Below are 26,395 nucleotides of genomic sequence, written 5' to 3' on the forward strand. Positions count from 1 at the left end.
ACCATGCGCACCACCGCCACCACTCCGCCTCAGCGCCCCCGCGGTGCCCGCTTGGGCATCGACGTCGGTCGCGCGCGGGTGGGGGTGGCCGCGAGTGACCCAGGCGGAATCCTGGCCACTCCGGTGGAGACACTCTTCCGTGACCCCAAGAAGCGGTTCGACCAGCGCATCATCGTCAAACAAGCGGTCGAGCGCGGGGCAACCCTGATCTACGTGGGACACCCGCTCAATCTCCAGGGGGAGGAGACTGCCTCCACGCTCGATGCGGTGCAGTACGCCGAACAGCTGCGCCGACTGTTAGACAGGAACGAATCGGGGATCGAAGTCCGCCTGGTGGACGAGCGGCTCAGCACGGTCAGCGCTAGCCGTGACCTGCATGAAGCCGGGAGAACCACGCGGGAACAGCGTTCGGTGATCGACCAGGTGGCGGCGGTTCATATTCTTCAACACGCCCTGGACATGGAACAATCTCAGGGTGAGAACATCGGGCGTGTGGTTGTCATGACCGAAACGCCACAACGCACGGAAGGGTCGGCACAGTCGCATGAGTGATGATGCACCTCGTCCTGAGGGCGACTCCCCGCCGCTAACACGCCGCCAACTGCGCGAGCGTGACCGAGCCGCGCAGTTGGCCCGTGAAGAGGCGGCCACGCCCAAACCCACGCAAGCCGGGTCATCCGAGCCAGGTGAACCACCTCAGCCCACTGAGCGTAATATGGACGAAAAGAACTCGCCAGCGCCTGAACGGATTTTGCCAGCACCGGTGCCGAGCCGCGATCGCGGGCTCGGCGACGTCCCGCCGTTCCCCCGCGATGAGCGCCGGTACCCCACAGAATTTGAGCCGGCCGAGGCGACAAGGACACCTGCCGGGCCAGACGCTGACGCTGCTGTTGACGGTCATGACGGTCATGACGACTACGCAGCCGACGCGGACCATCATGCGGCGGAGACCATTCTGCCGGTCACTCCAGCACCGGGGTATCAGACCGTGGGCGGTGGCACAGTAACGGTCAGTGAGCAACGCCTCGAAGAGCGTCGGCGTCGCCGTCGTCGCATGATGATCGTGATGGCATCGTCGCTGTTGGTGTTCGTCCTGGTGCTGGTGGGCTTGGCCTACGGCATCCGATCCATGTTCAATCTGGGCGAGCCCGACGATTTCCCCGGACCGGGTGGCGAGGAAGTCACCTTCACCGTGAACCCAGGCGAAGGCGCGATCGTTATCGGCAACCGCATGGTGGAAGAAGACATCGTCGCTTCCACCCAGGCGTTCCTCAATGCGCTCGACGAAGTCGACACCACACAAACCATTCAGCCCGGTGAATACGCCCTGCGTGAGGAAATGCCGGCCTCGGATGCTGCCGCAGTGCTACTGCGCGTCGGCGCCGCCAGCGTGGATTACGTGCCCGTCAACAGTGGAATGCGCATCACCGAGGTCTTCGAAGCCCTGGCAGAACAGACGTCGTATTCCGTAGAGGAATTCGAAGAGGCCGCGGCGGACCCCACCGTTTTTGGGCTCCCGGCGGAGGCCAACAGCCTGGAAGGCTACATCGCCGTTGGTCAGTACCGATTCGAACGCGGTTTGAGTCCCGAGGAGATCCTTCAGCAGACGGTGGATCCGACGATCACGGAGTTCGAGCGTCTGGGCATCACCGACGAGCAAGAACAGTATGATCTCGTCACCATCGCTTCTATTCTCGAAGCGGAGGCGCGTCCTGATGATTATGCCCGCGTGGCCGGGATCATCAATAACCGCCTGCGTCCGGACAACAGCGAAACCAATGGCCTGCTGCAGATCGATGCTACGGTGATCTACGGCCTGGGCATCCGCAACCTGCAGTTCACGGCAGAAGAGCGACAAGACGCGTCCAACGAGTACAACACCTACGTCCACCCAGGTTTGCCTCCGGGCCCGATCGGTGCTCCCTCCATTGCGGCGATTGACGCCGCGGCCGAGCCCGAGGACAACTCGTACTATTACTGGATCACGACCAATATTGAGACCGGTGAGACAAAGTTCTCCGAAACCCTTGCGGAGCACCAGCAGTACCAGCAGGAATTCCGCCAGTACTGCGCAGACAACCCGGATTACTGCTGAAAGTAGAAACCACCGTGCCCCAACGGAAGGCAGCCGTCCTCGGCCACCCCATCGACCACTCGAAGTCCCCACCGCTGCATACCGCCGCCTATGACTACTTGCAGCGTGACATCAACTACGGCCGGCACGACGTGACGGTTGACGAGCTGCCAGGATTCGTCGCGGGGATCCGCTCAGAAGACCGGAATACCTCGGACTGGTTGGGTTTCTCCGTCACCATGCCCCTCAAGGGTGAGATGGTGCCGCTGATGGACGAGCTCTCGGATCGCGTACAGCGACTGGGTTTCCTTAACACCGTGGTCTTCGACGCCGACGGGCGTGCGACCGGGCACAACACCGACGTCGACGGCATTGTCGAGGCCCTGCGCTTCGCCGGCGATGACGCGACCAGGGTGGGCGGCACCATGGGCATCCTCGGGGGCGGCGGTACCGCTGCAGCCGCGATTCTGGCCGCGCATCTGATGCAGATGGACGGGGTGTCGCTGCTGGTTCGCACCCCAGACAAAGCCACGGACCATCTGGAATTGGCTCGTAGTTATGGTCTAGAAGCCACCGTGGGTCATCTGGATGATTTCGCAACCGAAGCCCCGGGACACCGGGCGCTGGTCTCCACTCTGCCACCGCGCGCAGCGGATGAGGTTGCGTCCACGATCTCAGCTGGAGCACTGCCGCCGCTGCTGGATGCCGCTTATGATCCCTGGCCCTCCCGTTTAGCTCTCGATTGGAATGAGCGCGGCGGGCAGGTGGTCTCCGGGTTGGAAATGCTGTTGTATCAGGCCGTGGAGCAGGTGAAGCTCTTCACCGCGCGAGTTGACGAGAACACCGACGTCGACTGGTCAGCTATGACCGCGGCGATGGCCCACGCGGTAGGTCTGCCTCCCCGTCACTGAGATATTCGACATGATCCCCCAGGGGGATCCTCGACATGAAAGAATCAACCCCATGGTTCGTTGGCTTACAGCAGGAGAGTCGCACGGTTCGGCTCTGGTTGGGATGATCGAAGGGTTGCCCGCGGGAATCCCTGTCACCACGCAGGAGATCCAAGACGCCTTGGCGCGTCGTCGTCTCGGCTATGGTCGCGGTGCCCGGATGAAGTTCGAACAGGACCAGGTGACGCTGATTGGCGGCGTGCGCCACGGTTCCACGCTGGGATCACCCATCGCCATTGAGATCGGCAACACCGAATGGCCCAAATGGGAGAAGGTGATGTCTCCGGATCCGGTGGATCAGGCCGAACTGGAGGGTCTGGCGCGCAACGCTGCGCTGACCCGTCCCCGCCCCGGCCACGCTGACATGGCTGGCATGCAGAAATACGGCTTCGACGAGGCCCGTCCGCTGCTGGAGCGCGCTTCCGCCCGTGAAACGGCCGCGCGTGTGGCGCTGGGGCGAGTGGCACAAGCCTTCCTGCAGGAGCTCGGAATCACTACTGTCTCACACACCACCGCTGTCGGAACCGTGAGCTCCCCGGAAGATGCCGTGCTGCCGGCACCGAGCGATGTCAACTACTTGGACGCGGATCCGCTGCGGTGCTTCGACGCCGACACTTCGGCCCGCATGGTGACCGAAGTTGATGCCGCACACAAGGAAGGCGAGACCCTGGGCGGTGTCGTCGAGGTGCTTGTATACGGGGCTCCGGTGGGACTGGGCTCCCACGTGCACTGGGATCGTCGACTCGATTCACGTCTGGCCGGCGCGTTGATGGGTATCCAAGCGATCAAGGGAGTGGAAGTCGGAGACGGCTTCGCCACCGCCACCCGCCGCGGTAGCCAGGCCCACGACGAGATTGTTCGCGGCGAGCAGGGCGACCCAGTGCGCACCTCGAACCGCGCCGGCGGTATCGAAGGCGGCATGTCGACCGGGGGAGTGCTGCGCGTGCGTGCCGGAATGAAACCGATTGCCACCGTGCCACGGGCACTGGCCACTGTCGACACGTCCACCGGTCAGGCCACGAAGGCACACCACCAGCGCTCGGATGTGTGCGCGGTTCCAGCCGCCGGCGTGGTTGCCGAAGCCATGGTGGCACTCGTCGTCGCCGACGCCGTGATGGAGAAGTTCGGGGGAGATTCTGTGTCGGAGACACGCCGGAATCTTGAGTCCTTCCGCGCCGCGCTGGCACCGATCCCCGAACCGATCTCTGAGGATGAGGCGACGGGATCGATGGGCGATCCGCTCCAGTGACGGCGGCACCAGGTCGGTCGACCGGTGTCTACACCGACATGCACCGACATATTGCTTCTGAGGTGGAGAGTGCCCAGCAGGATCGTACGCCGTTCCAGCGCGGCGCCGCCGTCCGGATTGTGTTGGTGGGTCCCATGGGGGCGGGCAAGTCCACGGTAGGGTCGGTTCTGGCCGACCATTTGGGGCTGGCTCGCTTCGATAGTGATCAGCTGTTTGTCCGCGTGCACGGCCCGATCCCGGACTACTTCCAAGCCCATGGTGAGCCAGCTTTTCGTGCCGCCGAAGAAGAGCTGGTGGGCGAGGTGCTTTCGCACCACGAACCCTTCGTGCTCTCCCTCGGCGGGGGCTCGGTCCTCTCGGCTCAGACCCGGTCTCGGCTTGGACGCGGCTGCCGGGTGGTCAACCTCGTCGTCGACGAGCACACCGCTTTAGACCGCCTGGACGGGGGAGTCGGCCGTCCCGTGCTCGCCGGAGACCCGGTGCGCAACTGGCTTCGGATCCTGCGGGAACGCGAAGGCCTCTACCGCGAAATCTCCCACGACACTATTGACACTTCCGGCCTGAGCACAGAACAGGTCGCCCACGCCATCATCGAAAGGATGTCATGACAGACGCAGCCGCACCAGACGCCACAGTTATTCCGGTCACCGGAGAAACGGAGGCTGCCGGGTACGACGTCGTCGTCGGACGAGGGCTACTACAGCGGCTTCCCGACCTGCTCGGACCCCAGGTGCGCCGCGTGCTCATCATCCACCCGCGTGCGCTGCGCTCCACGGGTGATCTTGTTAAAGACGACTTGGAGAAAACCGGTCTCACCGCCCTCACCGCAGAGATTCCGGACGCCGAAGAGGGCAAACACATTCAGGTGGCCGCATTCTGCTGGCAGGTCCTCGGCCAAAACGACTTCACCCGATCCGACGCGATCGTTTCCGTTGGTGGCGGTGCGGTATCGGATACCGCAGGATTCGTGGCCGCCACTTGGCTACGCGGCGTGCGTGTGGTGCACATGCCCACCACTCTGTTGGGCATGGTCGACGCCGCCGTCGGAGGTAAGACGGGCATCAACACGGCCGAGGGCAAGAACTTGGTGGGGGCATTTCACCGTCCGGCCGGTGTGTTGGCAGACCTGGACACCCTGCTCACTCTGCCCAAGAATGAGCTTGTTTCCGGGATGGCCGAGGTCGCCAAGTGCGGCTTCATCGCCGACCCCGAGATTCTCAACATCATTGAACGCGACCCAGCCCAGGTGCTCAACCCACATTCTGATGCATTGCGGGACGTGATCGAGCGCGCCATCCGGGTCAAGGCCGAGGTAGTGAGCGAGGATCTGCGGGAATCCGGTCGCCGGGAGATTCTCAACTACGGTCACACGCTGGGCCACGCCATCGAGCTGGCGGAACGGTATCAGTGGCGCCATGGTGCCGCAGTGTCCGTGGGTATGATGTTCGCCGCAGAATTGGCCCGTTCCGTGGGGCGCCTGGATGATGCCACCGCGGACCGGCACCGCAGCATTCTGGAGAGCCTTGGACTGCCCACCAGCTACCGCAATGACCGCTGGTCCGCCCTGTTGGACGGCATCAAGCGGGACAAGAAGAACCGGGGTGATCAGTTGCGTTTCGTCTTGCTTGACGGCCTGGCCCAGCCCTTTACCTACGACGTGCCGGACACCTCGCTGCTCTTCGCCGCCTACCAGGAGATCGCCGAGTAGGTTCTTTCCACTACACTGGAGTGCGGTCCAGAATCCGGTGCACCGACTTTTCGAGGAGAACGCCTCATGGCAACGACTAACGACATTAAGAACGGCTCCGTGCTGCTCATTGACGGCCAGCTGTGGAACGTGCAGGAATTCCAGCACGTCAAGCCGGGCAAAGGCGGTGCCTTCGTCCGCACCAAGATGCGGAACATCACCTCCGGAAAGATCATTGACAAGACCTTCAACGCTGGCGCTAAGGTCGAGTTCGCAACCGTGGACCGCTCGGACTACGAATACCTCTACATCGACGGCGACGACTACGTGTTCATGGATGTGAAGACCTACGACCAGATCCTGGTCCCCGCTAGCGTGGTCGGCGACGCCGCGAACTTCATGCTGGAGAACCAGCAGGTCACCATCGCCATGAATGAGGGCACCCCGCTGTACCTGGACATGCCGGCCTCCGTGGTGCTGGAAATTACCTACACCGAGCCGGGCCTGCAGGGCGACCGCTCCTCAGCCGGCACGAAGCCCGCCACCGTGGAAACCGGTTACGTCATTCAGGTGCCGCTGTTTGTGGAGCAGGGCACCAAGGTCAAGGTCGACACTCGCACCGGCGACTACCTGGGACGCGTCAACGACTAATGACCGGCGAGACCACACCTTCTGACCCGGCACAGCCCGCGCGTTACCGTAGCACCGTGAGCGCTCGAGGTCGCGCCCGTCGTCGTGCATTGGAAATCCTTTTCGAAGCAGAGCAGCGTGACAGCGATCCGCTGAAGGGGATCCAACAGCGTCGGGACAGCACCGACCAGACCATCAACCCCTACACCGTGGAATTGGTGCACGGGGTGGTGGCTGAGCGCGAGCAGATCGACGAAATCCTTTCCACCTACGCTCAAGGTTGGACCCTGGAACGGATGCCCTCTGTGGACCGTTCCATCCTGCGCGTGGGTACCTGGGAGCTGCTCTTCAACGACGAGATCCCAGACGGGGTAGCCGTGGCCGAAGCAGTGGCGGTGGCCCGCGATTACTCGACGGATGCCTCGCCCGAGTACATCAACGGACTGCTCGGCCGACTGCAACAAATCAAGCCGACGTTGCTGGCGTAACCGGTGACGGTGCACCGTCGCCACGGTGCTAAGCTTCAGAACGTAGAACACCACCCCCGAACACGGGGGGAGGGTTCCTTTAAACTCCGTCCTGTGAGGCGGGAAAGGAGACCGACGGTGGCTGACTCCAGCATGCCGAAAGAAGACGCGCTCTCGATGAGCGTCCGACCTGCCCGTACCGTGGCGACCGCGGCCGACATTGATCGAGCGGTCAAGCGCATTGCGCACGAGATTCTCGAATCCAACCGCGGCGCCGATTCACTGGTGATCCTCGGAATCCCGCGTCGGGGATATCCGCTGGCCCGCCGTCTGGCCGGGAGCCTGGCGAGTATTGACCCCAGCTTTGCCGCAGAAGAACGCGTCGGTCAACTGGACATCACCATGTACCGGGACGATCTGCGTCGCTCCACCTCACGTACCCCACAGCCCACCTCGATCCCCGCCTGCGGCATCGACGGTGCCACCGTGGTACTGGTCGACGACGTGCTGTTCTCCGGGCGCACCGTGCGATCCGCCCTCGATGCCCTTTCTGATATTGGCCGTCCCGATTCCGTGCGTCTCGCCGTTCTGGTCGACCGCGGCCACCGCCAGCTACCCATCCGCGCCGATTTCGTGGGCAAGAACCTGCCGACCTCCACCGCGGAACGCGTGCAGGTACTGCTGCATGAAATTGACGGTCATTCACCCACGGAAGATCGCATCGACATTTCTGACGGCCCGGAGGGGGAGAACTGATGCGGCACCTTCTCTCCACCGCAGACCTGAGCCTCGACGACGCCGTACAGATTTTGGACACGGCCGAAGAAATGTCTTCCGTGTCCGGCCGCGAGGTCAAAAAGCTTCCCGCACTGCGCGGACGGACCATCGTCAATCTATTTTTCGAAGACTCCACTCGCACCCGGATCTCCTTTGAGGCTGCGGCCAAACGGCTCTCCGCCGATGTGCTGAATTTCTCGGCCAAAGGTTCCTCGGTGTCCAAGGGGGAATCCCTCAAAGACACCGTGCAGACCCTCGAAGCCATCGGCGCCGACGCGATCGTGATGCGTCACTGGTCCTCTGGTGCCGCCGCGCAGCTGGCCGCCTCGGGATGGGTTCGCTCCGCCGTGGTCAACGCTGGCGACGGAACCCACGAGCACCCCACCCAGGCACTGCTGGATGCCTTCACGCTCCGCCAGCACTTAGCGCGCCGCACCGGTGTTACCCCCACCGGTACCGACCTCAACGGCGCCCACATCGTTATCGTGGGCGATATTCTCCACTCCCGGGTGGCCCGATCTAATGTGTGGCTGCTCGCCACCCTGGGCGCACGTGTGACCGTGACAGGTCCGCCCACGCTACTGCCGGTCGGCATCGAATCGTGGCCCTGCGAGGTGACCTACAGCCTGGACGATGCGCTGGCAGAGAACCCTACCGCCGTGATGATGCTACGCGTGCAGGCTGAGCGGATGCACCAGGCGTTCTTCCCCTCACCCGCTGAATACACCCGAGGCTGGGGATTCACCGACGAACGGATGCGCCGACTCGAGGGTCTCGGCGACGGTGATTGCCTGATCATGCATCCGGGTCCCATGAACCGCGGATTGGAGATCTCGGCCTCCGCCGCAGACTCCCCGCGCAACACCGCACTGGAACAGGTCGCCAACGGCGTCTCAGTACGGATGGCCGTACTCTATCTGCTCTTATCCGGGGTACCGGATCAGACACCATCTACACCGCACATCCGCGCCACAGAAGGGAAGGCACAGGCATGACCACGCAGGCATACCTGATCACGGGAGGCACCACCCCAGACGGTGTGCGGAACGACGTGCTGTTGGACGCCGGAGAGGTGCTGGCTGTCGGCGCCGATGCCACAGCACAAGCCGTCGAGCGCTCCGCAGAACATGTCGACGCTACCGGGCGCATCGTGTTGCCCGGGCTTGTCGACTTACACACCCACTTGCGCGAGCCGGGTCGGGAAGACGCGGAGACCGTGGAAACCGGTACCCGTGCCGCCGCTATGGGCGGGTTCACCTCATTGCACGCCATGGCGAACTCCACCCCGGTGGCTGACACCGCCGGTGTCGTGGAACAGGTTTGGCAGCTTGGACGCGAGGCCGGTTGGTGCGATGTGCACCCGGTGGGCGCCGTTACCGTCGGCCTGGCGGGGGAGAAACTGGCCGAACTGGGCGCCATGGCGGCTTCCCGTGCTCAGGTGCGCATGTTCTCCGATGACGGGATCTGCGTCTGGGACCCTGTACTGATGCGTCGTGCACTGGAGTACGTGAAGTCCTTTGACGGCTTCATCGCTCAGCACGCCCAGGAACCCCGCCTTACCGATGGCGCGCAGATGAACGAGTCGGAACTCTCCAGTGTGCTGGGACTGCCGGGCTGGCCGGCCGTGGCCGAAGAGTCGATCATTGCCCGAGATGTGCTGCTAGCCGACCACGTAGGTTCGCGGCTACATGTCTGCCACGTGTCCACGGCAGGATCGGTCGAGATCATCCGCTGGGCCAAGTCCCGTGGCATTCAAGTCACCGCCGAAGTCACCCCGCATCACTTGTTGCTCACCGAGGAACTCGTGCGCAGCTACGACCCAGTGTTCAAGGTCAACCCGCCGCTGCGCCGCGAAGCCGATGTGATGGCGCTGCGCGAGGGACTCGCCGACGGTACCATCGACACGGTGGGCACTGATCACGCCCCGCATCCCGCGGAAGCAAAACAGTGCGAATGGTCCGTAGCCGCCATGGGCATGACCGGCCTGGAAACCGCCCTGCCGGTGATTCAACAGTCCATGGTGGACACCGGGCTGCTCGACTGGGCCGGTGTGGCCCGGGTGATGAGCATGACGCCGGCTATTATTGCTGGGCTCACCGACCAGGGACTCGTCTCCGCCGAGGGAGTGCTGCAGTCTTCAGTACCGGCGAACATCACCGTTTACGATCCCCGCGAGACCCGGGTGGTGGACCCCGAGCAACACACCACCAAGTCGCGCAACAGCCCCTACCGGGGGATGACCCTGCCCGGTCGCATCACCGATGTCTTTCTGCATGGACACCGCGTCGTCGCCAATGCCCGCCTGGCCACCCCGCGGCGCGCCTCGTCATGATCGACCCCGTATCCGCTTTTCAACAGACAGGAACTGAGCACGTCGTGGAGCTAGTGGCCCAAGTCGAACAGGACGCCTCTTACGCCGGACAGTACGTCACGATCGTGGTGGTGACCCTGATCGTGATAGTGCTGTTGCTGTCCGCGCTGTGGCTGGGCTGGCGCAACCGCAAACTGCGACAGAAGCACGTCGAGGTTCCGGCGTCGATTCCCGAAGGTTTGCTTGACCAGGAGCCACTTGTCCTCGATGAAGGCATGTACGTGGCCACCGTGCAGGGTCGTGACTGGCTCGATCGTATCGCCGTCCACCAGCTCGGGATCCGCACCGACGCCCAGATGGAAGTCCATTCCCAGGGAGTGGCGATTCTGCGCAACGGGGCGAGCAATCTGTTTGTGCGGGCCGATCAGATCACGGATGTCCGCCTGGAATCCGGCATCAACGGCAAATTCGTGGAGAAGGAGGGCCTGATCGTGTTCTCCTGGATGCTGGGGCATCAGGAAGTCTCCACCGGATTCCGTACCAAAACCGCCGCGGGCAAGCGCCCGCTCTACACCGCGCTGTCCGGCCTGATTCCCGAGGCCGGGCCAGCCACCCAGCACGCCGCCACGGCGAAACCCAACACGACCCCCACCGACGACTCAGGAAGAGAGTAACCCGCGTGAGCCTGAAGAATACTGAACCAGCCATCCTGGTCCTGGAGGACGGCAGCGTCTTCGAGGGCCGCTCCTACGGAGTCGTAGGGTCCACCCTCGGTGAGGCCGTCTTCACCACCGGCATGACCGGATACCAGGAGACCCTGACAGACCCCTCCTACGCCCGGCAGATCGTGGTGCAGACCTTCCCGCATATCGGCAACACCGGCGTCAACGACGAAGACAACGAGTCTCGAGCCATCTGGGTCGCCGGCTACGCCGTGCGCGACGCCGCCCGCGTGCCCTCCAACTACCGCTCCCAGCGCAGCCTTGACGATCAGCTCGTGGCCGAGGGCATCGTCGGTATCCAGGGCATCGACACACGCGCCGTCACCCGACTGCTGCGCGACCGCGGCTCCATGAAAGCCGGGATCTTCTCCGGCGACGCAGCCCAGCGTTCTCAGGCTGACCTGCTGACCGAGGTGCGCGAGCAACCCGCCATGGCCGGCGCCCGGCTGGCCGAGGAAGTCACTACCGAACAGGCCTACGTGGTCGAACCCGCAGAGCACGGCTACCAGCAGGACCCCCAATACACCGTGGTTGCTGTTGACCTCGGCATCAAAGCCGCCACCCCGCGGCACCTGGCGTCCCGCGGTGTGCGGGTCCACGTGGTCCCGGCCACCACCACCTTCGACGAGATCCAGGCGCTGAACCCCGACGGCGTCTTCCTCTCCAACGGCCCCGGAGACCCGGCTACAGCCGATTCCCAGGTTCAGTTGTTGCGCCAGGTGCTGGACGCGGATCTGCCGTTCTTCGGCATCTGCTTCGGTAACCAGATTTTCGGTCGGGCCCTGGGCTTCGACACGTACAAGCTGCCCTTCGGCCACCGCGGTCCTAACCAGCCGGTGATGGACAAGGCCACCGGCAAAGTCCACATCACCTCCCAAAACCACGGCTTCGCCGTCGAAGCCCCCATTGGCGAGGTGATCACCGCACCCGAGGCACGCTATGGCGAGGTCGAGGTCTCGCACTGGTCGCTCAATGACCAGGTCGTCGAGGGGCTGTCGCTCACAGACCGCCCGGCGTTCTCCGTGCAGTTCCACCCCGAGTCTGCAGCCGGTCCGCACGATGCGCACCCGTTGTTTGACCGCTTCATCGACAACATGGCCGCTGCGAAGAGCGACCGCTGAACCAGACCAGAGACGTCAAGGAGACCTTTCACTATGCCTAAACGCACCGACCTGTCATCCGTTCTGGTCATCGGATCCGGCCCCATCGTCATCGGTCAGGCGGCCGAGTTCGACTACTCCGGCACGCAGGCTATCCGCGTGCTCAAAGAGGAAGGCGTGCGCGTCATCCTCGTCAACTCCAACCCGGCCACCATCATGACCGATCCGGAGCTGGCCGACGCCACCTACGTGGAGCCGATCACCCCAGAGGTTGTCGAGAAGATCATCGCCCAGGAACGCCCCGATGCCCTGCTGCCCACCCTGGGCGGTCAGACCGCGCTGAATACCGCGATCGCCTTGGAGAAGTCAGGCGCCCTGGAGAAGTACGACGTCGAACTGATCGGCGCCAATATCGAAGCCATCGAGCTCGGTGAGAACCGCGAACTGTTCAAGGGCGTCGTCGAACGCTGCGGCGGCGAATCCGCGCAGTCCGAGATCGTCCACACCATGGACGAGGCCCTGGCCGCGGCCGAGAAGCTCGGCTACCCGATGGTCGTTCGGCCCTCCTTTACCATGGGCGGACTCGGCTCCGGTATGGCCTACAACGAAGAAGACCTCCACCGCATCGCCGGTGCCGGCCTCCAATACAGCCCGACCTCCGAGGTCCTCCTTGAAGAGTCGATCCTGGGGTGGAAAGAATACGAGCTCGAGATGATGCGCGACAAGAACGACAATGTCGTGGTCGTCTGCTCCATCGAAAACTTCGACCCCGTGGGTGTTCACACCGGCGACTCCATCACCGTCGCCCCCGCCATGACTCTGACCGACGTCGAGTTCCAGAAGATGCGCGATATCGCCATCGCCGTCATCCGCGAGGTCGGGGTCGACACCGGCGGCTGCAACATCCAGTTCGCAGTCAATCCCGAAGACGGCCGCATCATCGTCATCGAGATGAACCCACGCGTCTCGCGTTCCTCCGCGTTGGCGTCAAAAGCCACCGGTTTCGCCATCGCCAAGATCGCCACCAAGCTCTCCCTGGGCTATACGCTCGACGAGATCCCCAACGACATCACGCAGAAGACCCCGGCCTCCTTCGAGCCGGTGCTCGACTACGTGGTGGTGAAGGTGCCCCGCTTCGCCTTCGAGAAGTTCCCCGCGGCAGACGCCACCCTCACCACCACCATGAAGTCGGTGGGCGAGGCCATGGCACTGGGGCGAAACTTCGCTGAGGCTCTGCAGAAGGCACTGCGGTCACTGGAGCAGAAGGGCAGCGAGCTGACCTTTGACGTACCCGACGCCGGCGAGGTCGCAGAACTTCTGGAGCAGTCGAAGACCGCCACCACCGAGCGCCTAGCCCAGGTGCAGCGCGCTCTGCTCGGCGGTGCGACCATTGAGCAGGCCTTCGCTGCCACCGCCATTGACCCGTGGTTCCTGGACCAGCTGGTGCTCATCAACGAAGTCGCTGAAGACATTCGTAACGCCGAGGCGCTCGACGCCGACACCCTGGGATGGGCCAAGCGCCACGGGTTCTCTGACGAACAGATCGGGGCGCTGCGCCACCTAGACCCCGCCGTGGTCCGGGGCGTGCGCCACGCCTTGGGCATCCGCCCGGTCTACAAGACTGTGGACACCTGCGCCGCAGAGTTTGAGGCGTTCACTCCCTACCGGTACTCATCCTACGACCAGGAGACCGAAGTCCAGCCCCACGACAAGCCCTCGGTGATTATCCTGGGCTCGGGGCCGAACCGCATCGGTCAGGGCATCGAGTTCGACTACTCTTGCGTGCACGCCACCATGGCACTGCGCGACGCCGACTACGACACGGTCATGGTCAACTGCAACCCCGAAACCGTGTCTACCGATTACGACATTTCGGACCGGCTCTACTTCGAACCGCTGACCCTGGAAGACGTATTGGAGATTATTCACGCCGAAGAGCGTAGTGGCGGCGTGCTGGGTGTCTTCGTTCAGCTCGGCGGTCAGACTCCGCTGAAGCTGGCTCAGCAGCTCCAGGACGCCGGTGTCACCATTCTCGGCACCTCACCGCACGCGATCGACCTCGCCGAACACCGCGGCATGTTCTCGCAGGTATTGCAGAACGCCGGGTTGGCCTCCCCGAAGAACGGCACCGCCGTATCCTTCGAAGACGCCAAGCGGGTCGCTGACAGCATCGGATACCCGGTCCTGGTGCGCCCCTCCTACGTGCTGGGCGGACGCGGCATGGAGATCGTCTACGACGAGGCGTCCCTGGAAACCTACGTTGCCAACGCCACCGAGATCACCCCGGAACACCCGATGCTGGTGGACCGATTCCTCGACGACGCCATCGAAATTGACGTCGACGCTCTCTACGACGGCACCGACCTCTACGTCGGCGGCGTGATGGAGCACATCGAGGAAGCCGGAATCCACTCCGGTGACTCCGCCTGCGTGCTGCCGCCCATCACCCTCGGCCCGGACGTGCTCGATCGCGTTCGCGAAGCCACCCTCGGCATCGCGGCCGGGGTGGGCGTGCGCGGCCTGATTAACATCCAGTTCGCCCTCGCCGCTGATGTTCTCTACGTGATCGAAGCGAACCCGCGTGCCTCGCGCACCGTGCCGTTCGTGTCGAAGGCCACGGGCGTGCAGTTGGCCAAGGCCGCCGCCATGATCGGTGTGGGTAAGTCTATCGCCGAGCTGCGGGCCGAAGGGATGTTGCCCTCCACCCACGACGGCGCCAGCCTGCCGCTTGACGCCCCCGTGGCCGTCAAAGAAGCCGTGCTGCCGTTCACCCGTTTCCGCACCCCGGACGGCCGCGTGGTGGACTCGCTACTCGGTCCCGAAATGCGCTCCACCGGTGAGGTCATGGGTATCGACAAGTACTTCGATACCGCCTTCGCTAAATCCCAAGCCGCCGCTGGTGGACCCCTGCCGCACTCCGGACGAGTGTTCATCTCGGTAGCGAACCGCGATAAGCGCGGCGTGATCGGACAAGCCAAACGCCTCATCGATCTGGGCTTCACCGTGGTCTCGACCGGCGGTACCGCCGAGGTGCTGCGTCGCAACGGGATCAACACCGAGGTCGTCAACAAGATCGCCACCTCCGAAGACGGTGTCGAAGGCACCATCCTGGAGCAGATCGAGGCCGGCACAGTGGACCTGGTCCTGAACACGCCCTCCGGTGGCGACTCCCGTTCGGACGGCTACGAAATCCGTGCGGCGGCCACCTCCATTGGCGTGCCCGTGATCACCACCCTGGCCGAGTTCGCGGCAGCGCTGCAGGCCCTGGAAGCCCAGCGGGAGTACTCCTGGGACGTGACCAGTCTGCAGGACCATGACCAGCGACTGGTGGCGGCACTGGAACGCGCCGGAGAGCGAGCATGACGTCGTCGGCAGCAGAACGCCAGTCGTTCGGTCCTCGTCTCGCGGCAGCGATGCGGCGAGCCGGCCCGCTGTGTATAGGAATCGACCCGCACCCGGGCCTGCTCGCTGACTGGGGATTGGACGACACCGCGGCGGGAATCGAGCGTTTTTCCCGCACCGTTGTCGAAGCTTCGACGGATCGTGATGGCACGAGCCTTGCGGCCGCGCTGAAACCTCAAGTGGCGCTGTACGAACGCCACGGGGCCGCGGGATTTGCTGTCCTGGAGCGCACGCTCCAGGACGCCCATGATGCCGGTATTCTCACGATTGCCGACGCCAAACGCGGGGATATCGGTTCGACCATGCAGGGCTACGCCAGTGCCTGGCTGGAAGACGGTTCCCCCTTGGCCGCAGATGCGCTCACTCTGAGCCCGTTCCTGGGATACGAGTCACTGCGTCCGGCTATTGATCTGGCGAGAAACACCGGGCGCGGTGTGTTCATCCTCGCCCTGACCTCGAACCCAGAGGGCGCAAGCATCCAGCACGCGCTGGGGGAGGGCCAGGTCTCGGTCGCCGCCGACATCGTGCGTCGTGCCGCCGCTGACAACCGGACCGATCTCGACACTACGGACGCGGCTGACGCTGCGGCATCGGCCGGCAAAGGAGCTGTTCTCGGTACGGTTGGTCTGGTGGTGGGCGCCACCATCCCGGATACGGCGCGACGACTGAGTATCGATCTGGCCGCTTCCGGTGCCGCGCTACTTGCACCCGGATACGGTGCACAGGGGGCCACCACGGAAAGCATGCGGCTGGGTTTCGACACGGCGTGGCCACAGGTGTTGGTGAACTCGTCGCGGGGGATCCTCACGGCAGGTCCCGAGGTTGAGGCGCTGCGCACGCGCATCCGTCACACCACCGAGGACATCACCCGGTAAAACACCGCTTCGTCACCGGTTCTGATGCTCGTCACAAGATCACCCCAAGCCGAGTTTTAGCTGGATAGAATCGTCACATATGTGTGACCTGCGGTATAACGGAAGTGCAATGTTCTAGGGGTTCAGTTAATCGTTCGACTAAATTAGGGTTGAAGTGCTGATCCCGGACAAGAGGAGGCACGCGGTGGCACTCAAGGCGTTGACCGATGAGGAACGGAATGAAGCGCAGCGCAAAGCAATCACTGCGCGCACGGAACGAGCGGAGCTCAAGCGAGCTCTGGCGGCGGGTGAGGTCACGCTCGAGCACGTGCTGGAACGTGCAGATCAGGACGAATCCATCGGGCGCATGCGCACCTTTGATCTGCTGATCGCTTTGCGCGGTATCGGCGAGGTGCGCGCCGAAAAGATCATGCAGGAGTGTGAGATCTCTCTCAATCGTCGTTTGCGTGGACTCGGGCACCGCCAGCGTGCGTCCCTGCTGAAGCTCCTCGGCTAGTCAACGCGACTGCGGAGATGATCGGCGGATTCGGTGTAGCGTTGGAATCCACGCGCTCCACGAGCGCATCCCCATCCCGCTGACAGCCATCTCACCGACCAGGAGCCGATGTGCCCGCTGATCCGAGCTTCGAGCCGAGTCCTCACATTCCATCGACACGTCCGTTCAGCCCGCGCGTTGAGCATGGCGCGGATCCTTCGGTGACGGTGCTGGCCGGTCCGACCGCGGTCGGCAAGGGGACCGTTTCTCGGTTCATTCGCGAAAATTTCCCGCAGGTATGGCTCTCCGTCTCTGCGACCACTCGCCACCCCCGGCCCGGCGAAGTCGAAGGCGAGCACTACTTCTTCACCAGTCCGGACGAATTCGACGAGCTCGTCGCCCGCGACCAGATGCTGGAATGGGCTGTGGTACACGGGGAGAATCGCTACGGTACCCGTCGTGACACCGTGGCCGCCGCTGTTGAACAGGGTCGGAAGGTGCTCCTGGAGATTGATCTGCAAGGAGCACGTCAGGTGCGGGAAGCCATGCCGGACGCTCGGTTCGTCTTTTTGGCCCCACCCAGCTGGGATGAATTGGTGGATCGGCTCATCGGGCGCGGCACGGAATCGGTCGAGGAACAGCGCCGTCGGCTAGAAACCGCTAGACTAGAGCTCGCTGCCGAACCAGAATTTGATGCAGTGGTCGTCAACGACACTGTGAAACAGGCCGCACGCGAGCTCGTGCGGATCATGGGGCTAGACCCGGATAGCGTAGAATAAATCGGCCGCCTGATGCGGCCCCGCCCAGACGTAGATATTTGGAGACTCTGTGACTGAACAGTACGAAGGCATCGTCAACCCTCCCATCGATTCGCTGTTGGAGAAGGTCGACTCGAAGTACGCGCTGGTGCTCTTCGCCGCGAAGCGAGCACGTCAGATCAACGCCTACTACTCCCAGCTGCACGAAGGTCTGTTCGAGTACGTCGGCCCGCTGGTCGACACCAAGCTCAACGAGAAGCCGCTGTCGATCTCGATGCGCGAAATCGATGCAGACCTGCTGGAGATGAAGCCCGTCTCTGAGGTTGAAGCGCGCGAAGCTGCCCGCCAGGCCGAGGAATTCGACGGCTTCGACGTTCCTGCCAACGTGGACCCGTTCCAGGTGCCCGGCGTCGAAGAGCCCGCCGCACCTGAGGCTTCCGAAGAGAACTGATCTCGGATCACTCCATGCGCATCGTTCTCGGTGTCACCGGCGGGATTGCCGCTTATAAAGCCGCCCTGTTGTTGAGGCTGATGACCGAATCCGGTCACCAGGTCCAGGTGGTACCCACCGAAAACGCCCTGCGCTTCGTTGGCGCACCTACCTGGGAGGCGCTGTCCGGCCGTCGTGTCCACGTGGACACTTTTGAAGCGGTCGAGAAGGTCAATCACGTTGCTCTCGGGCGACAGGCAGATCTGGTGGTGATCGCCCCGGCGACCGCAGACTTTCTGGCCCGCACCGCAGCCGGGCTGGCTCCTGACCTACTGGGCAATGTATTGCTGACGGCCACCACGCCGATCGTGATCGCTCCGGCCATGCATACCGAGATGTGGCTGAATCCCGCCACCCAGGCGAATGTCGCGACCCTGCGCTCCCGTGGGATGCACGTGCTGGATCCAGATAGCGGCCGACTCACCGGTACTGACACCGGCCCGGGGCGCTTGCCCGAGCCCGAAGCCATCTGGGAGTTCGCGCAACAATCACATGCCGCACACGGCACGGCACCAATCCCGTCGACGTCGTCTCTCGCCGGACGCCGTGTGGTGGTCACTGCTGGAGGTACCCGGGAAGCACTCGACCCCGTCCGGTACTTGGGCAATCGTTCCTCCGGCAAACAAGGCACTGAACTGGCTCGAGCCGCCCGTCAAGCCGGCGCCGACGTCACCCTGATCGCGGCCGCCATGGACGTCCCCGCCCCAGAGGGCATCGCCACCCGCAGGGTGGAATCCACCCGCGAGTTGCTCGACGCGGTGTTAGAAGAATCCACCGGCGCCGATGTACTGGTCATGGCCGCGGCTGTTGCAGATTTCCGGCCGGCCCAGCTCGCGACGTCGAAGATGAAGAAATCCGACGACGGATCCAGTCCCACCATCGTGCTCGAACGCACCGAGGATGTGTTGGCCACGGCCGTGCAGCAACGTGACAACGGTGAAAATTTGCCCGGACTGATCGTCGGCTTCGCCGCCGAAACCGGAGACGAGAGCGGCAGTGTACTGGACTACGCCCAGGCGAAACTGGAGCGTAAGGGCTGCGAGATGCTCGTGGTGAACCAGGTCGGCCGCGACCAGGTCTTTGGCCAGGACGATACTGAGATCACCGTGCTGTACCGTGACGGAGCGGCTCCGGTGACCGCACACGGTTCCAAAACGGACGTGTCGGTTCGGATTGTGGAGCTGATCGGCCAGGAACTGCACCCCGACACCGTTTGACCGTTTGTGAAGACCCGGGCGTGACCGGGTTTCCGATTCGTTAGGATTGCTGTCGTGACTGATATCCAGGATTCCACCACCCAGCCCTCCGCCTACGCTCCGTACACGGGGGTCGGCTCCGGCGAACTGCGTCTCTTCACCTCCGAATCGGTCACCAGTGGCCACCCGGACAAAATCTGTGACCAGATCTCGGACGCAATTCTGGACGCCATTCTGGCCAAGGACCCCGACGCTAAGGTGGCCGTCGAGACTCTGACCACCACCGGTCTGGTCCAGGTCGCCGGCGAAATCAACACCGCGGCCTACGTGGAGATTCCCAAGATCGTACGCGACACGATCCTGGCCATCGGCTATGACTCCTCGACTCAGGGCTTCGACGGCGAACATTGCGGCGTGAATATCTCCATCGGCCAGCAGTCGGCCAATATTTTTGCCGGTGTCTTCGGCGGCTCGGTGGAGAACCGCGGCGGCTCCGTGGACGCCATTGACGACCAGGGTGCCGGAGACCAGGGCATCATGTTCGGCTACGCCTCCAACGAGACACCGGTCTACATGCCGACTCCGATCTACCTGGCACACCGGCTCTCCGAGCGTCTCACCCAGGTGCGCCAGCAGGCAGATTCGCCCGTGCCTTACCTGCTGCCCGACGGCAAGACCCAGGTCACCGTCGGTTACGCCGAGGAAGGTAAGCCGGTCACCATCGAGGCCGTCGTCGTCTCTACTCAGCACCGTGCGGAAATCTCCCTGACACAGCTCGAAGCCGACGTCATCGAGCACGTGGTAAACCCTGTGCTGGCCGAATCCGGGCTGGACTACTCTCAGGTGGAATACATCATCAACCCCGGCGGCACCTTCGTGATTGGTGGCCCGGTGGGCGACGCTGGACTGACCGGCCGGAAGATCATCGTGGACACCTACGGTGGCATGGCCCGCCACGGCGGCGGCGCGTTCTCCGGCAAGGACCCGTCCAAGGTCGACCGTTCGGCCGCCTACGCCATGCGCTGGGTCGCCAAGAACGTCGTGGCCGCCGGTCTGGCTGACCGCGCAGAATTCCAGGTCGCTTACGCCATCGGCAAGGCCCGCCCCGTTGGCCTGTACGTCGACACCTTCGGTACCGAGAAGGTCTCACGCGAGGCCATCATTGACGCCGTGAACGCCACTTTTGATCTGCGACCCAAGGCGATCATTGACTCTCTGGATCTGAAGCGCCCGATCTATCAGAAGACCGCCAGCAGCGGACACTTCGGTCGCGAAGACGCGGATTTCACCTGGGAGCGGCTCGACAAGGTCGAGGCGTTGCGGGCCGCCGTCGGCTGGTGACGGGTGCCCCCATCCGAGTCTGACGCCCCGGTCGCGCTCTTCTCCCTGCCCGCCTCGGCGCAGGGGGTAGCTGCACTGCCTGAAACCGCCCACGGCTGGCCACCCTTGCCCCTGGCCGCGGTCATCATCGACTCGGCCGTGCCGCACCTGGATCGGCGCTTCGATTATCTGGTGCCCCCTGATCTCGACGTGGCTGCCCAGCCGGGCGTGCGCGTCAAAGTGCGCTTTGGGCACCAAATGATGACCGGATGGCTGGTGGAACGCCACGAGCGCATCACCACCGGCACGAAATTCGTACCGCTCAAAACCGTTGTTTCGACTCTGCCCGTCCTTGACCCCGACGTGCTGGCCTTGGCCGAGCGCACCGCCCAGCGCTACGCGGGCAACGTGGCCGATGTGCTACGCAACGTCGTCCCGCCGCGGGTGGCCCGCGTAGAAAAAGAATTTGTCGACGACGCGGCACGGGCCCCTGAAACTCCAGCGCCGGTGCGATCGGTGTCCGACTACGGACTCAGCGACCTCGACCGGCTCGTCGACGTGACACAGGAACTCGCCGGCACCGTCTCTCGGTGCGCTCTGGCCCTGCCCAGTGCACACGGCGACTGGGACGCGATGGGGTTGCTCGCTGACGTGGCCCAACAGACGGCGGCGGCCGAGCGCGGCGTGATCATCATCGTGCCCGACGTGCGCGCCCTGGAACGGCTGAGCGGGCTGCTCGAATCCCGACTGGGACGCGGCGGCTTCGCCCGACTCTCGGCCTCCGACGGTCCCACACCCCGTTACCGGGACTTCCTGCGTGTCAAAACCGGACAACGTCGCATCGTGATCGGCACCCGCGCCGCGGTCTGGGCGCCCGTCCACGACCTCGGACTGCTGGTGGTGTGGGACGACGCCGACACCCTGCACTCCGAACCGCGCGCCCCCTACCACCACGCCCGCGAAGTGGCCCTGATGCGAGCCGAGGCGCAGGCGTGCCGCGCACTGGTGGTGGACACCTCCCGCTCCGTGGAGACCCAGCGCCTCGTCGAGTCCGGGCACCTGCATGAGATCGAGGTGCCCCGGACCGTGCGCCACGCCGTGTCACCGCGCGTCATTGCCACCGCCGACTCCTTCAACGCCGCCCGCGATCCGCTGGCCTCCCGCGCCCGACTGCCGCACCTGGCCTGGAGCGCGGCCCGCTCCGCGCTGGAGGGCAAAAATGTTCCGGCCGGGCCAGTGCTGGTCCAGGTGGGGCGATCCGGATTCATTCCTGGCCTGCTCTGCGAATCCTGTCGTAACCCGGCGCGCTGTCGCACCTGCGCCGGCCCCTTGACCTATCCGAACCAGTTGGCTGCCCACCGCGGCGAAGCATCCTGCCGGTGGTGCGGACGTCACGATCGCCAGTTCCGTTGCTCCGAATGTGGGTCCCCGCGCCTCCGCGCTGGCGCCCGCGGTGTGGACCGCACCGCCGAAGAGTTGGGACGAGCCTTCCCGCAGGTTCCGGTACTGTCCTCATCGGCCGACCATATGCTCACCACCGTCGACGCCGAACCCGCCCTCGTGGTGGCCACCACGGGCGCGGAACCGGTGGCCGATGGCGGCTACGCCTCGGCCCTGTTGCTTGACGGCGATTCCCAACTGCAACGTGAAGGACTGCGGGTCCCAGAAACCGTGCTCGGCCATTGGATGCGCGCCGCCACCCTCGTCCGTCCCGCCTCTCAGGGCGGCACCGTGGTGGTCACTGCCGCACGCGAAGACGTCGTCGGTGCCCTGGTCCGTATGAACCCGGTGAGCTTCGCTTCCCGGGAACTCGCCGAACGTGTGCACCTCCAGCTGCCGCCGGCCGTGCGCAGCGCCGAAATTTTGGGCCCGCGCCCTGCACTGCAACGCTTCATCGACGCCGTTCAGTTGCCGTACCACGCCGCCCACAGCCCGTGGATCGGTCCCACCCCGCTCAGCGAGGACGAACCCCACGGCACCGGTGACTACCGGGCGCTGCTGTTCTTCCCCTACAAGGTGGCCGCCGAGGTCACCGCCGTGTTGCGCTCCGCACGCGCGGCCTCATCGGCCCGTCGCACCGACGGCGCCGTGCGACTGCGGATCGACCCCGTCGACATCCTTTGAGCCCACTTTCGGAATCGCGGTCTGTTGCTGCATCCACGAGCGCAGCAGCCGCACCACCTCCACCGGGCGCTCATAGTGAATCAGGTGTCCCACACCGTGCAGCATCTCTAACCGCACCGACATCGAGGCCTCCGCGATGCGGGCAGCTAAGAGTTGTTGTGACTCCGGGCTACCCAACGGATCCTGGTCCCCGGCGATCAGCAACACCGGCAACCGCAACTCCGAAGCCGCGTCCAGCACGGTCCCCGTCACCGACGACCGGTACGCCTCCACCAGCATTGCCCGGGAGGCGAAGTTGGAGAAATAGCGCTGATGCTGATCGTGGGTGTACGCCAGAATTCGACGATCAGCGGTGCGCGACATGAACGTCCCCGTCGCCCACACCACGCCCGGATGAGCCAGGAGTCCGCGACCCAGGCGCTGTGGCAGGGCCGCCGCAGCCTCGTAATACCCCTGCGCTAACCGGGCGGCCCAGCGTTGGGTGAGTGTGCTGCCCGGGCTCAGCGCTGGTTCGGAAATCGGATTGACCAGCGCCAACCCGGCCCAACTCTCCGGGGAGCGGGCTGCCCAACGCGAGGCCACCACCGAACCGAAGGAATGCCCCAGCAACCAAGGCCGTGCGGTGTCACGACGCCGCGGCGCCAGCAGTTCGCCCAGCCCGGAATCCAGGGCATCCACGTAGTGGTGCACTGAATGCTCGGCGTCGGGAAACGCCGCAGAGTCCCCGAAGCCGGGGAGATCGGGTACCAGCACTTCGACGTCGTCGTCGCAAGCCGAAAGTACATCGGCGATCAGCGCCAGGCCGTGGTGATCCCCGCGAAAACCGTGCACCCACACCATCGTGCGGCGAGCCGTCTCTCCAGCAGCCAGACGGGCCGGGTAGCGCCACACAGTGTACCGTGACGTCCGGGCTGACACCGGGTCCGGATAATTGACATCCAGGCGTTCGGGTTCCTGTGCCGGGGCGCCGGTGATCTCCGCGGTGTCGGCCGGGGGAGCCGGGGGGAAGATGCGGTCGCGCCAGCGAATCGGGGGAGCATCGGGAACACTCATGTCCTCAGCCTACTGCCCGGTGCGGGTCGGTATGCTGGCGAACATGACGGCGAGTGCGATCATGAGTATCGACCAGGGCACCACCTCCTCACGGGTGGTGATCTACGACGAACGCGCCCGGGTGCTCAGCTCCGCCCAGCGCGAGCATCGGCAACATTTCCCGCAACCCGGGTGGGTGGAGCACGATGCCGTCGAGATCTGGAACACCGTCCGGGAACTGATGGGTTTGGTGACGGCGCGCGCGGGCATGTCCGCCGAGGACATTGCCTGCATCGGCATCACGAACCAGCGTGAGACTACCGTGCTCTGGGACGTGGAGACGGGTCGACCCGTGCACCGGGCCATTGTCTGGCAGGACACCCGCACCGACGACCTGCTCGTCAGGGTGCGTGAGAGCGACGACGCCGATGAGCTGCGCCGGATCACCGGTTTGCCGTTGGCATCGTATTTCTGCGCGCCGAAAATCGCCTGGATTCTGGAATATTCCGAGCCGGCACGGTTAGCGGCCGAGCGGGGCACGCTGCGCTTCGGCACCATGGACACCTGGCTGCTGTGGAACCTCACCGGTGGGGTCCACGGCGGGGTGCACGCCACCGACATCACCAACGCTTCCCGCACCTTGCTCATGGATCTGGAGACCGGGCAGTGGCGGCCTGAACTGGGGGCGCACTTCGGGCTGGACCCGGAACAGCTGGGGCCGATGCTGCCGGAGATCCGGGCTTCAGTTTCTGACTTTGGCGCGGTGTCGGCACGGGTGCCGCTGGCGGGCGTACGAGTGACCGGGATCCTGGGCGACCAGCAGTCGGCCGCGTTCGGGCAGGCGGTATTCGCCCCGGGCGAGGTGAAGAATACGTACGGCACCGGTTGTTTCCTGCTGCACAACACCGGTGCGGAGGTGGTGCGCTCTGAACACGGTCTGCTCTCCACTGTGGCCTATCAGCTCGACGGGGAGGCCCCGATGTATGCCCTGGAGGGCTCGATCGCCCAGGCCGGGTCGGTGGTGCAGTGGTTGCGTGACAATCTGGGGGTGATTACCACCTCCGAGGACGTCGAACGACTGGCGGGCACCGTCACCGATAACGGTGGCGTGTACTTCGTCCCGGCCTTCTCTGGATTGTTCGCCCCGCACTGGCGCCCGGACGCCCGGGGGCTGATTATAGGCCTGACCGGGTACGCCACGGCCGGGCACATTGCGCGCGCGGCCCTGGAAGCTACCGCCTTTCAGACCCGGGACGTGCTGGCCGCCGTCGTCGAAGACACGGGTCTGACTCCGGAGGTGATTCGGGCCGATGGCGGGATGAGCGTCAACGACGAGCTGATGCAATTTCAGGCGGATGTGCTGGGCGTGCCGGTCCAGCGGCCACGGAACGTGGAGACCACCGCACTGGGCGCAGCGTACGCCGCGGGACTGGGGCACGGGGTCTGGACGGATCTGGATCAGCTGCGCGAGCTCTGTGTCACCGGCCAACGATGGGAGCCTGCCATGGCCCCGGAACAGCGTGAGGCACTGAGGCGGCGCTGGGATCGCGCCGTTGTCCACGCCCAGGGGTGGCTCCTCGACGACGCCTGAGGGTCAGCGGGGCAGTGGGGCCAGCTGCTGCGCCTGGATCGCCTGCTCGTAGTACCCCATCAGCTGTTCGGCCAGCACCGGCCAGGTCCGCCTGCGCACCGATTCCAGTGCGGCTTCACCAAAGGAGGCGCGCTTGGCGTCGTCGAAAAGCAAATCTCGGGACGCGCTGACGAGTTCATCGAGCTGGCCGGGGGTGTAAAGCCAGCCGGTGCGGCTGGGGGAGATCAAGTCGATCGGTCCGCCGCTGCGCGGGGCGATGGCGGGCACACCGGAGGCCATGGCTTCCTGAATGGTCTGGCAGAAGGTCTCCAGTTCCCCCGTGTGCACAAACACATCGGCGGTGGCCAGGTGCCGGGCGAGATCCGTGCCGGAGCGGAACCCGCGGAAACGGGCCCGCGGCATCAGCGCCCGCAGGGTCGGCTCTTCGGGGCCCTCGCCGATAACGACCACGCGGACGCCGGGGGTATCATGCAGTACCCTCAGATCTTCCACCTGTTTTTCCGCGGCCAGCCGGCCCACGTACATCACGATCCGCTCGTCTTCCGAAGCGAGTTCGGCGCGCAGGCTCGCATCGCGGTGGCTGGGGGAGAACAGGGAGGTGTCCACACCGCGGCGCCACAGGTGCACCCGCTCAATGTCGTGGGCTTTCAGCTGGTCCCGGGTCGCCGTCGAGGGAGCCAAGGTCAGAGTGGCTCGATTGTGCACATCCCGCAGCAGCTGCCAGCTGGCGGATTCCAAGAACGACATTCCGTACTTGGCGGTGTAACCGGGGATGTCGGTTTGGTAGACCGCCACGGTGGGGATGCCTAAGCGTTGTCCGGCGACGACGGCTCGGCCACCCAGCAGGGTGGGGGAGGCCAGGTGCAGGACGTCGGGGGCGAAATCGGCGATTTTGCGCCGCAGCTGGGAGACGTTCGTGGTGGCGATCCGCACGTCCCCGTAACCGAGCATCGGCAAGGAGGGCACTCGGCGGACCCGCACCTTGCGTCCGGAGGAGGTGCGCAGGAACCGATCGGCGCCGCGCTGCTTCGGTGCGATGATCGAGAGATCATGGCCGGCTGCGGCGTATTCGTCGACGAGACGGAGAACGGAGTTAGTGACTCCATTCATCAGCGGAAGAAATGATTCTGCGACCATCTGAATCCTCATATCTGCATGGTCTCGA

Annotated in this window: 24 protein-coding genes; 22 read left to right on the top strand and 2 right to left on the bottom strand. The window is 64.5% G+C overall.

What is annotated here, in order from left to right:
- The first annotated feature begins 3 nt into the window (after window positions 1-3).
- The 21 genes from ruvX to O1A05_RS10465 all read left to right on the top strand — a co-directional run bounded on the left by ruvX (window position 4) and on the right by O1A05_RS10465 (window position 22,607).
- Window positions 4-552, top strand: a complete 549-nt coding sequence (gene ruvX / locus O1A05_RS10365; protein ID WP_270105135.1) for a Holliday junction resolvase RuvX — start codon at window positions 4-6, stop codon at window positions 550-552.
- 163 nt (window positions 553-715) lie between these two features.
- Window positions 716-2,095 (top strand): endolytic transglycosylase MltG, encoded by a 1,380-nt coding sequence (mltG, locus tag O1A05_RS10370; RefSeq protein ID WP_270105136.1) that lies wholly within the window; start codon window positions 716-718, stop codon window positions 2,093-2,095.
- Between the two features lie 14 nt (window positions 2,096-2,109).
- Window positions 2,110-2,985 (top strand): shikimate dehydrogenase family protein, encoded by an 876-nt coding sequence (locus O1A05_RS10375; RefSeq protein WP_270105137.1) that lies wholly within the window; start codon window positions 2,110-2,112, stop codon window positions 2,983-2,985.
- A gap of 52 nt (window positions 2,986-3,037) precedes the next feature.
- Window positions 3,038-4,273 (top strand): chorismate synthase, encoded by a 1,236-nt coding sequence (aroC, locus tag O1A05_RS10380; protein ID WP_270105138.1) that lies wholly within the window; start codon window positions 3,038-3,040, stop codon window positions 4,271-4,273.
- A 38-nt stretch (window positions 4,274-4,311) separates the two neighbouring features.
- Entirely contained in the window at window positions 4,312-4,881 is a 570-nt protein-coding gene (locus tag O1A05_RS10385) for a shikimate kinase (protein WP_270105139.1), read from the top strand.
- Entirely contained in the window at window positions 4,878-5,981 is a 1,104-nt protein-coding gene (aroB, locus tag O1A05_RS10390) for a 3-dehydroquinate synthase (protein ID WP_270105140.1), read from the top strand. Before O1A05_RS10385 ends, aroB begins: the two co-directional genes overlap by 4 nt.
- Before the next feature lie 66 nt (window positions 5,982-6,047).
- A complete protein-coding gene (efp, locus tag O1A05_RS10395; RefSeq protein ID WP_270105141.1) occupies window positions 6,048-6,611 on the top strand; it encodes an elongation factor P in 564 nt (187 codons plus the stop codon).
- Between the two features lie 56 nt (window positions 6,612-6,667).
- A complete protein-coding gene (nusB, locus tag O1A05_RS10400; protein WP_270105142.1) occupies window positions 6,668-7,078 on the top strand; it encodes a transcription antitermination factor NusB in 411 nt (136 codons plus the stop codon).
- A gap of 132 nt (window positions 7,079-7,210) precedes the next feature.
- Window positions 7,211-7,813, top strand: coding sequence for a bifunctional pyr operon transcriptional regulator/uracil phosphoribosyltransferase PyrR (gene pyrR / locus O1A05_RS10405; RefSeq protein ID WP_442867689.1), 603 nt, complete (start codon window positions 7,211-7,213; stop codon window positions 7,811-7,813).
- Window positions 7,813-8,829: an aspartate carbamoyltransferase catalytic subunit gene (locus tag O1A05_RS10410; RefSeq protein ID WP_270105143.1), complete on the top strand. Its 1,017-nt coding sequence runs from the start codon at window positions 7,813-7,815 to the stop codon at window positions 8,827-8,829. The genes pyrR and O1A05_RS10410 overlap by 1 nt, the downstream gene beginning before the upstream one ends.
- Complete coding sequence (locus O1A05_RS10415) at window positions 8,826-10,166, top strand: dihydroorotase (protein ID WP_270105144.1); 1,341 nt, start codon at window positions 8,826-8,828, stop codon at window positions 10,164-10,166. The genes O1A05_RS10410 and O1A05_RS10415 overlap by 4 nt, the downstream gene beginning before the upstream one ends.
- The gene (locus tag O1A05_RS10420; RefSeq protein WP_270105145.1) at window positions 10,163-10,819 is read left to right on the top strand and encodes a PH-like domain-containing protein; all 657 of its coding nucleotides are present in this window, start codon (window positions 10,163-10,165) and stop codon (window positions 10,817-10,819) included. Before O1A05_RS10415 ends, O1A05_RS10420 begins: the two co-directional genes overlap by 4 nt.
- 5 nt (window positions 10,820-10,824) lie before the next feature.
- Window positions 10,825-11,988: a glutamine-hydrolyzing carbamoyl-phosphate synthase small subunit gene (gene carA, locus O1A05_RS10425; RefSeq protein ID WP_270105146.1), complete on the top strand. Its 1,164-nt coding sequence runs from the start codon at window positions 10,825-10,827 to the stop codon at window positions 11,986-11,988.
- Between the two features lie 33 nt (window positions 11,989-12,021).
- The gene (gene carB / locus O1A05_RS10430) at window positions 12,022-15,330 is read left to right on the top strand and encodes a carbamoyl-phosphate synthase large subunit (protein ID WP_270105147.1); all 3,309 of its coding nucleotides are present in this window, start codon (window positions 12,022-12,024) and stop codon (window positions 15,328-15,330) included.
- Window positions 15,327-16,244, top strand: a complete 918-nt coding sequence (gene pyrF / locus O1A05_RS10435; RefSeq protein WP_270105148.1) for an orotidine-5'-phosphate decarboxylase — start codon at window positions 15,327-15,329, stop codon at window positions 16,242-16,244. The genes carB and pyrF overlap by 4 nt, the downstream gene beginning before the upstream one ends.
- Before the next feature lie 184 nt (window positions 16,245-16,428).
- Window positions 16,429-16,740, top strand: coding sequence for an integration host factor, actinobacterial type (mihF, locus tag O1A05_RS10440; RefSeq protein WP_270105149.1), 312 nt, complete (start codon window positions 16,429-16,431; stop codon window positions 16,738-16,740).
- Window positions 16,741-16,886: 146 nt separating this feature from the next.
- A complete protein-coding gene (gene gmk / locus O1A05_RS10445) occupies window positions 16,887-17,498 on the top strand; it encodes a guanylate kinase (RefSeq protein WP_270107562.1) in 612 nt (203 codons plus the stop codon).
- A gap of 49 nt (window positions 17,499-17,547) precedes the next feature.
- A complete protein-coding gene (gene rpoZ, locus O1A05_RS10450) occupies window positions 17,548-17,928 on the top strand; it encodes a DNA-directed RNA polymerase subunit omega (protein WP_270105150.1) in 381 nt (126 codons plus the stop codon).
- A 14-nt stretch (window positions 17,929-17,942) separates the two neighbouring features.
- On the top strand, window positions 17,943-19,184 hold the full coding sequence (gene coaBC / locus O1A05_RS10455) for a bifunctional phosphopantothenoylcysteine decarboxylase/phosphopantothenate--cysteine ligase CoaBC (protein WP_270105151.1): 1,242 nt from the start codon (window positions 17,943-17,945) through the stop codon (window positions 19,182-19,184).
- A 126-nt stretch (window positions 19,185-19,310) separates the two neighbouring features.
- Window positions 19,311-20,504 carry a methionine adenosyltransferase gene (gene metK / locus O1A05_RS10460; protein ID WP_270107563.1) on the top strand — a complete coding sequence of 398 codons (1,194 nt, stop codon included), beginning with the start codon at window positions 19,311-19,313 and terminating at the stop codon, window positions 20,502-20,504.
- Window positions 20,505-20,507: 3 nt separating this feature from the next.
- Complete coding sequence (locus O1A05_RS10465) at window positions 20,508-22,607, top strand: primosomal protein N' (protein ID WP_270105152.1); 2,100 nt, start codon at window positions 20,508-20,510, stop codon at window positions 22,605-22,607.
- On the opposite strand, the gene O1A05_RS10470 is transcribed toward O1A05_RS10465, so the two are convergent.
- A complete protein-coding gene (locus tag O1A05_RS10470) occupies window positions 22,545-23,660 on the bottom strand; it encodes an alpha/beta fold hydrolase (RefSeq protein WP_270105153.1) in 1,116 nt (371 codons plus the stop codon). The two genes, O1A05_RS10465 and O1A05_RS10470, sit on opposite strands and share 63 nt — an antisense overlap.
- On the opposite strand from O1A05_RS10470, the gene glpK reads away from it, so the two are divergent.
- Window positions 23,659-25,230 (top strand): glycerol kinase GlpK, encoded by a 1,572-nt coding sequence (gene glpK, locus O1A05_RS10475; protein ID WP_270105154.1) that lies wholly within the window; start codon window positions 23,659-23,661, stop codon window positions 25,228-25,230. The genes O1A05_RS10470 and glpK overlap by 2 nt on opposite strands.
- Before the next feature lie 3 nt (window positions 25,231-25,233).
- Here glpK and O1A05_RS10480 read toward each other — a convergent pair whose 3' ends face one another.
- Entirely contained in the window at window positions 25,234-26,379 is a 1,146-nt protein-coding gene (locus tag O1A05_RS10480; RefSeq protein WP_270105155.1) for a glycosyltransferase family 4 protein, read from the bottom strand.
- Window positions 26,380-26,395 lie beyond the last annotated feature (16 nt).

Origin of the sequence: Citricoccus sp. NR2 (assembly GCF_027594385.1) — a bacterium.
Taxonomy (GTDB): Bacteria; Actinomycetota; Actinomycetes; order Actinomycetales; family Micrococcaceae; genus CmP2.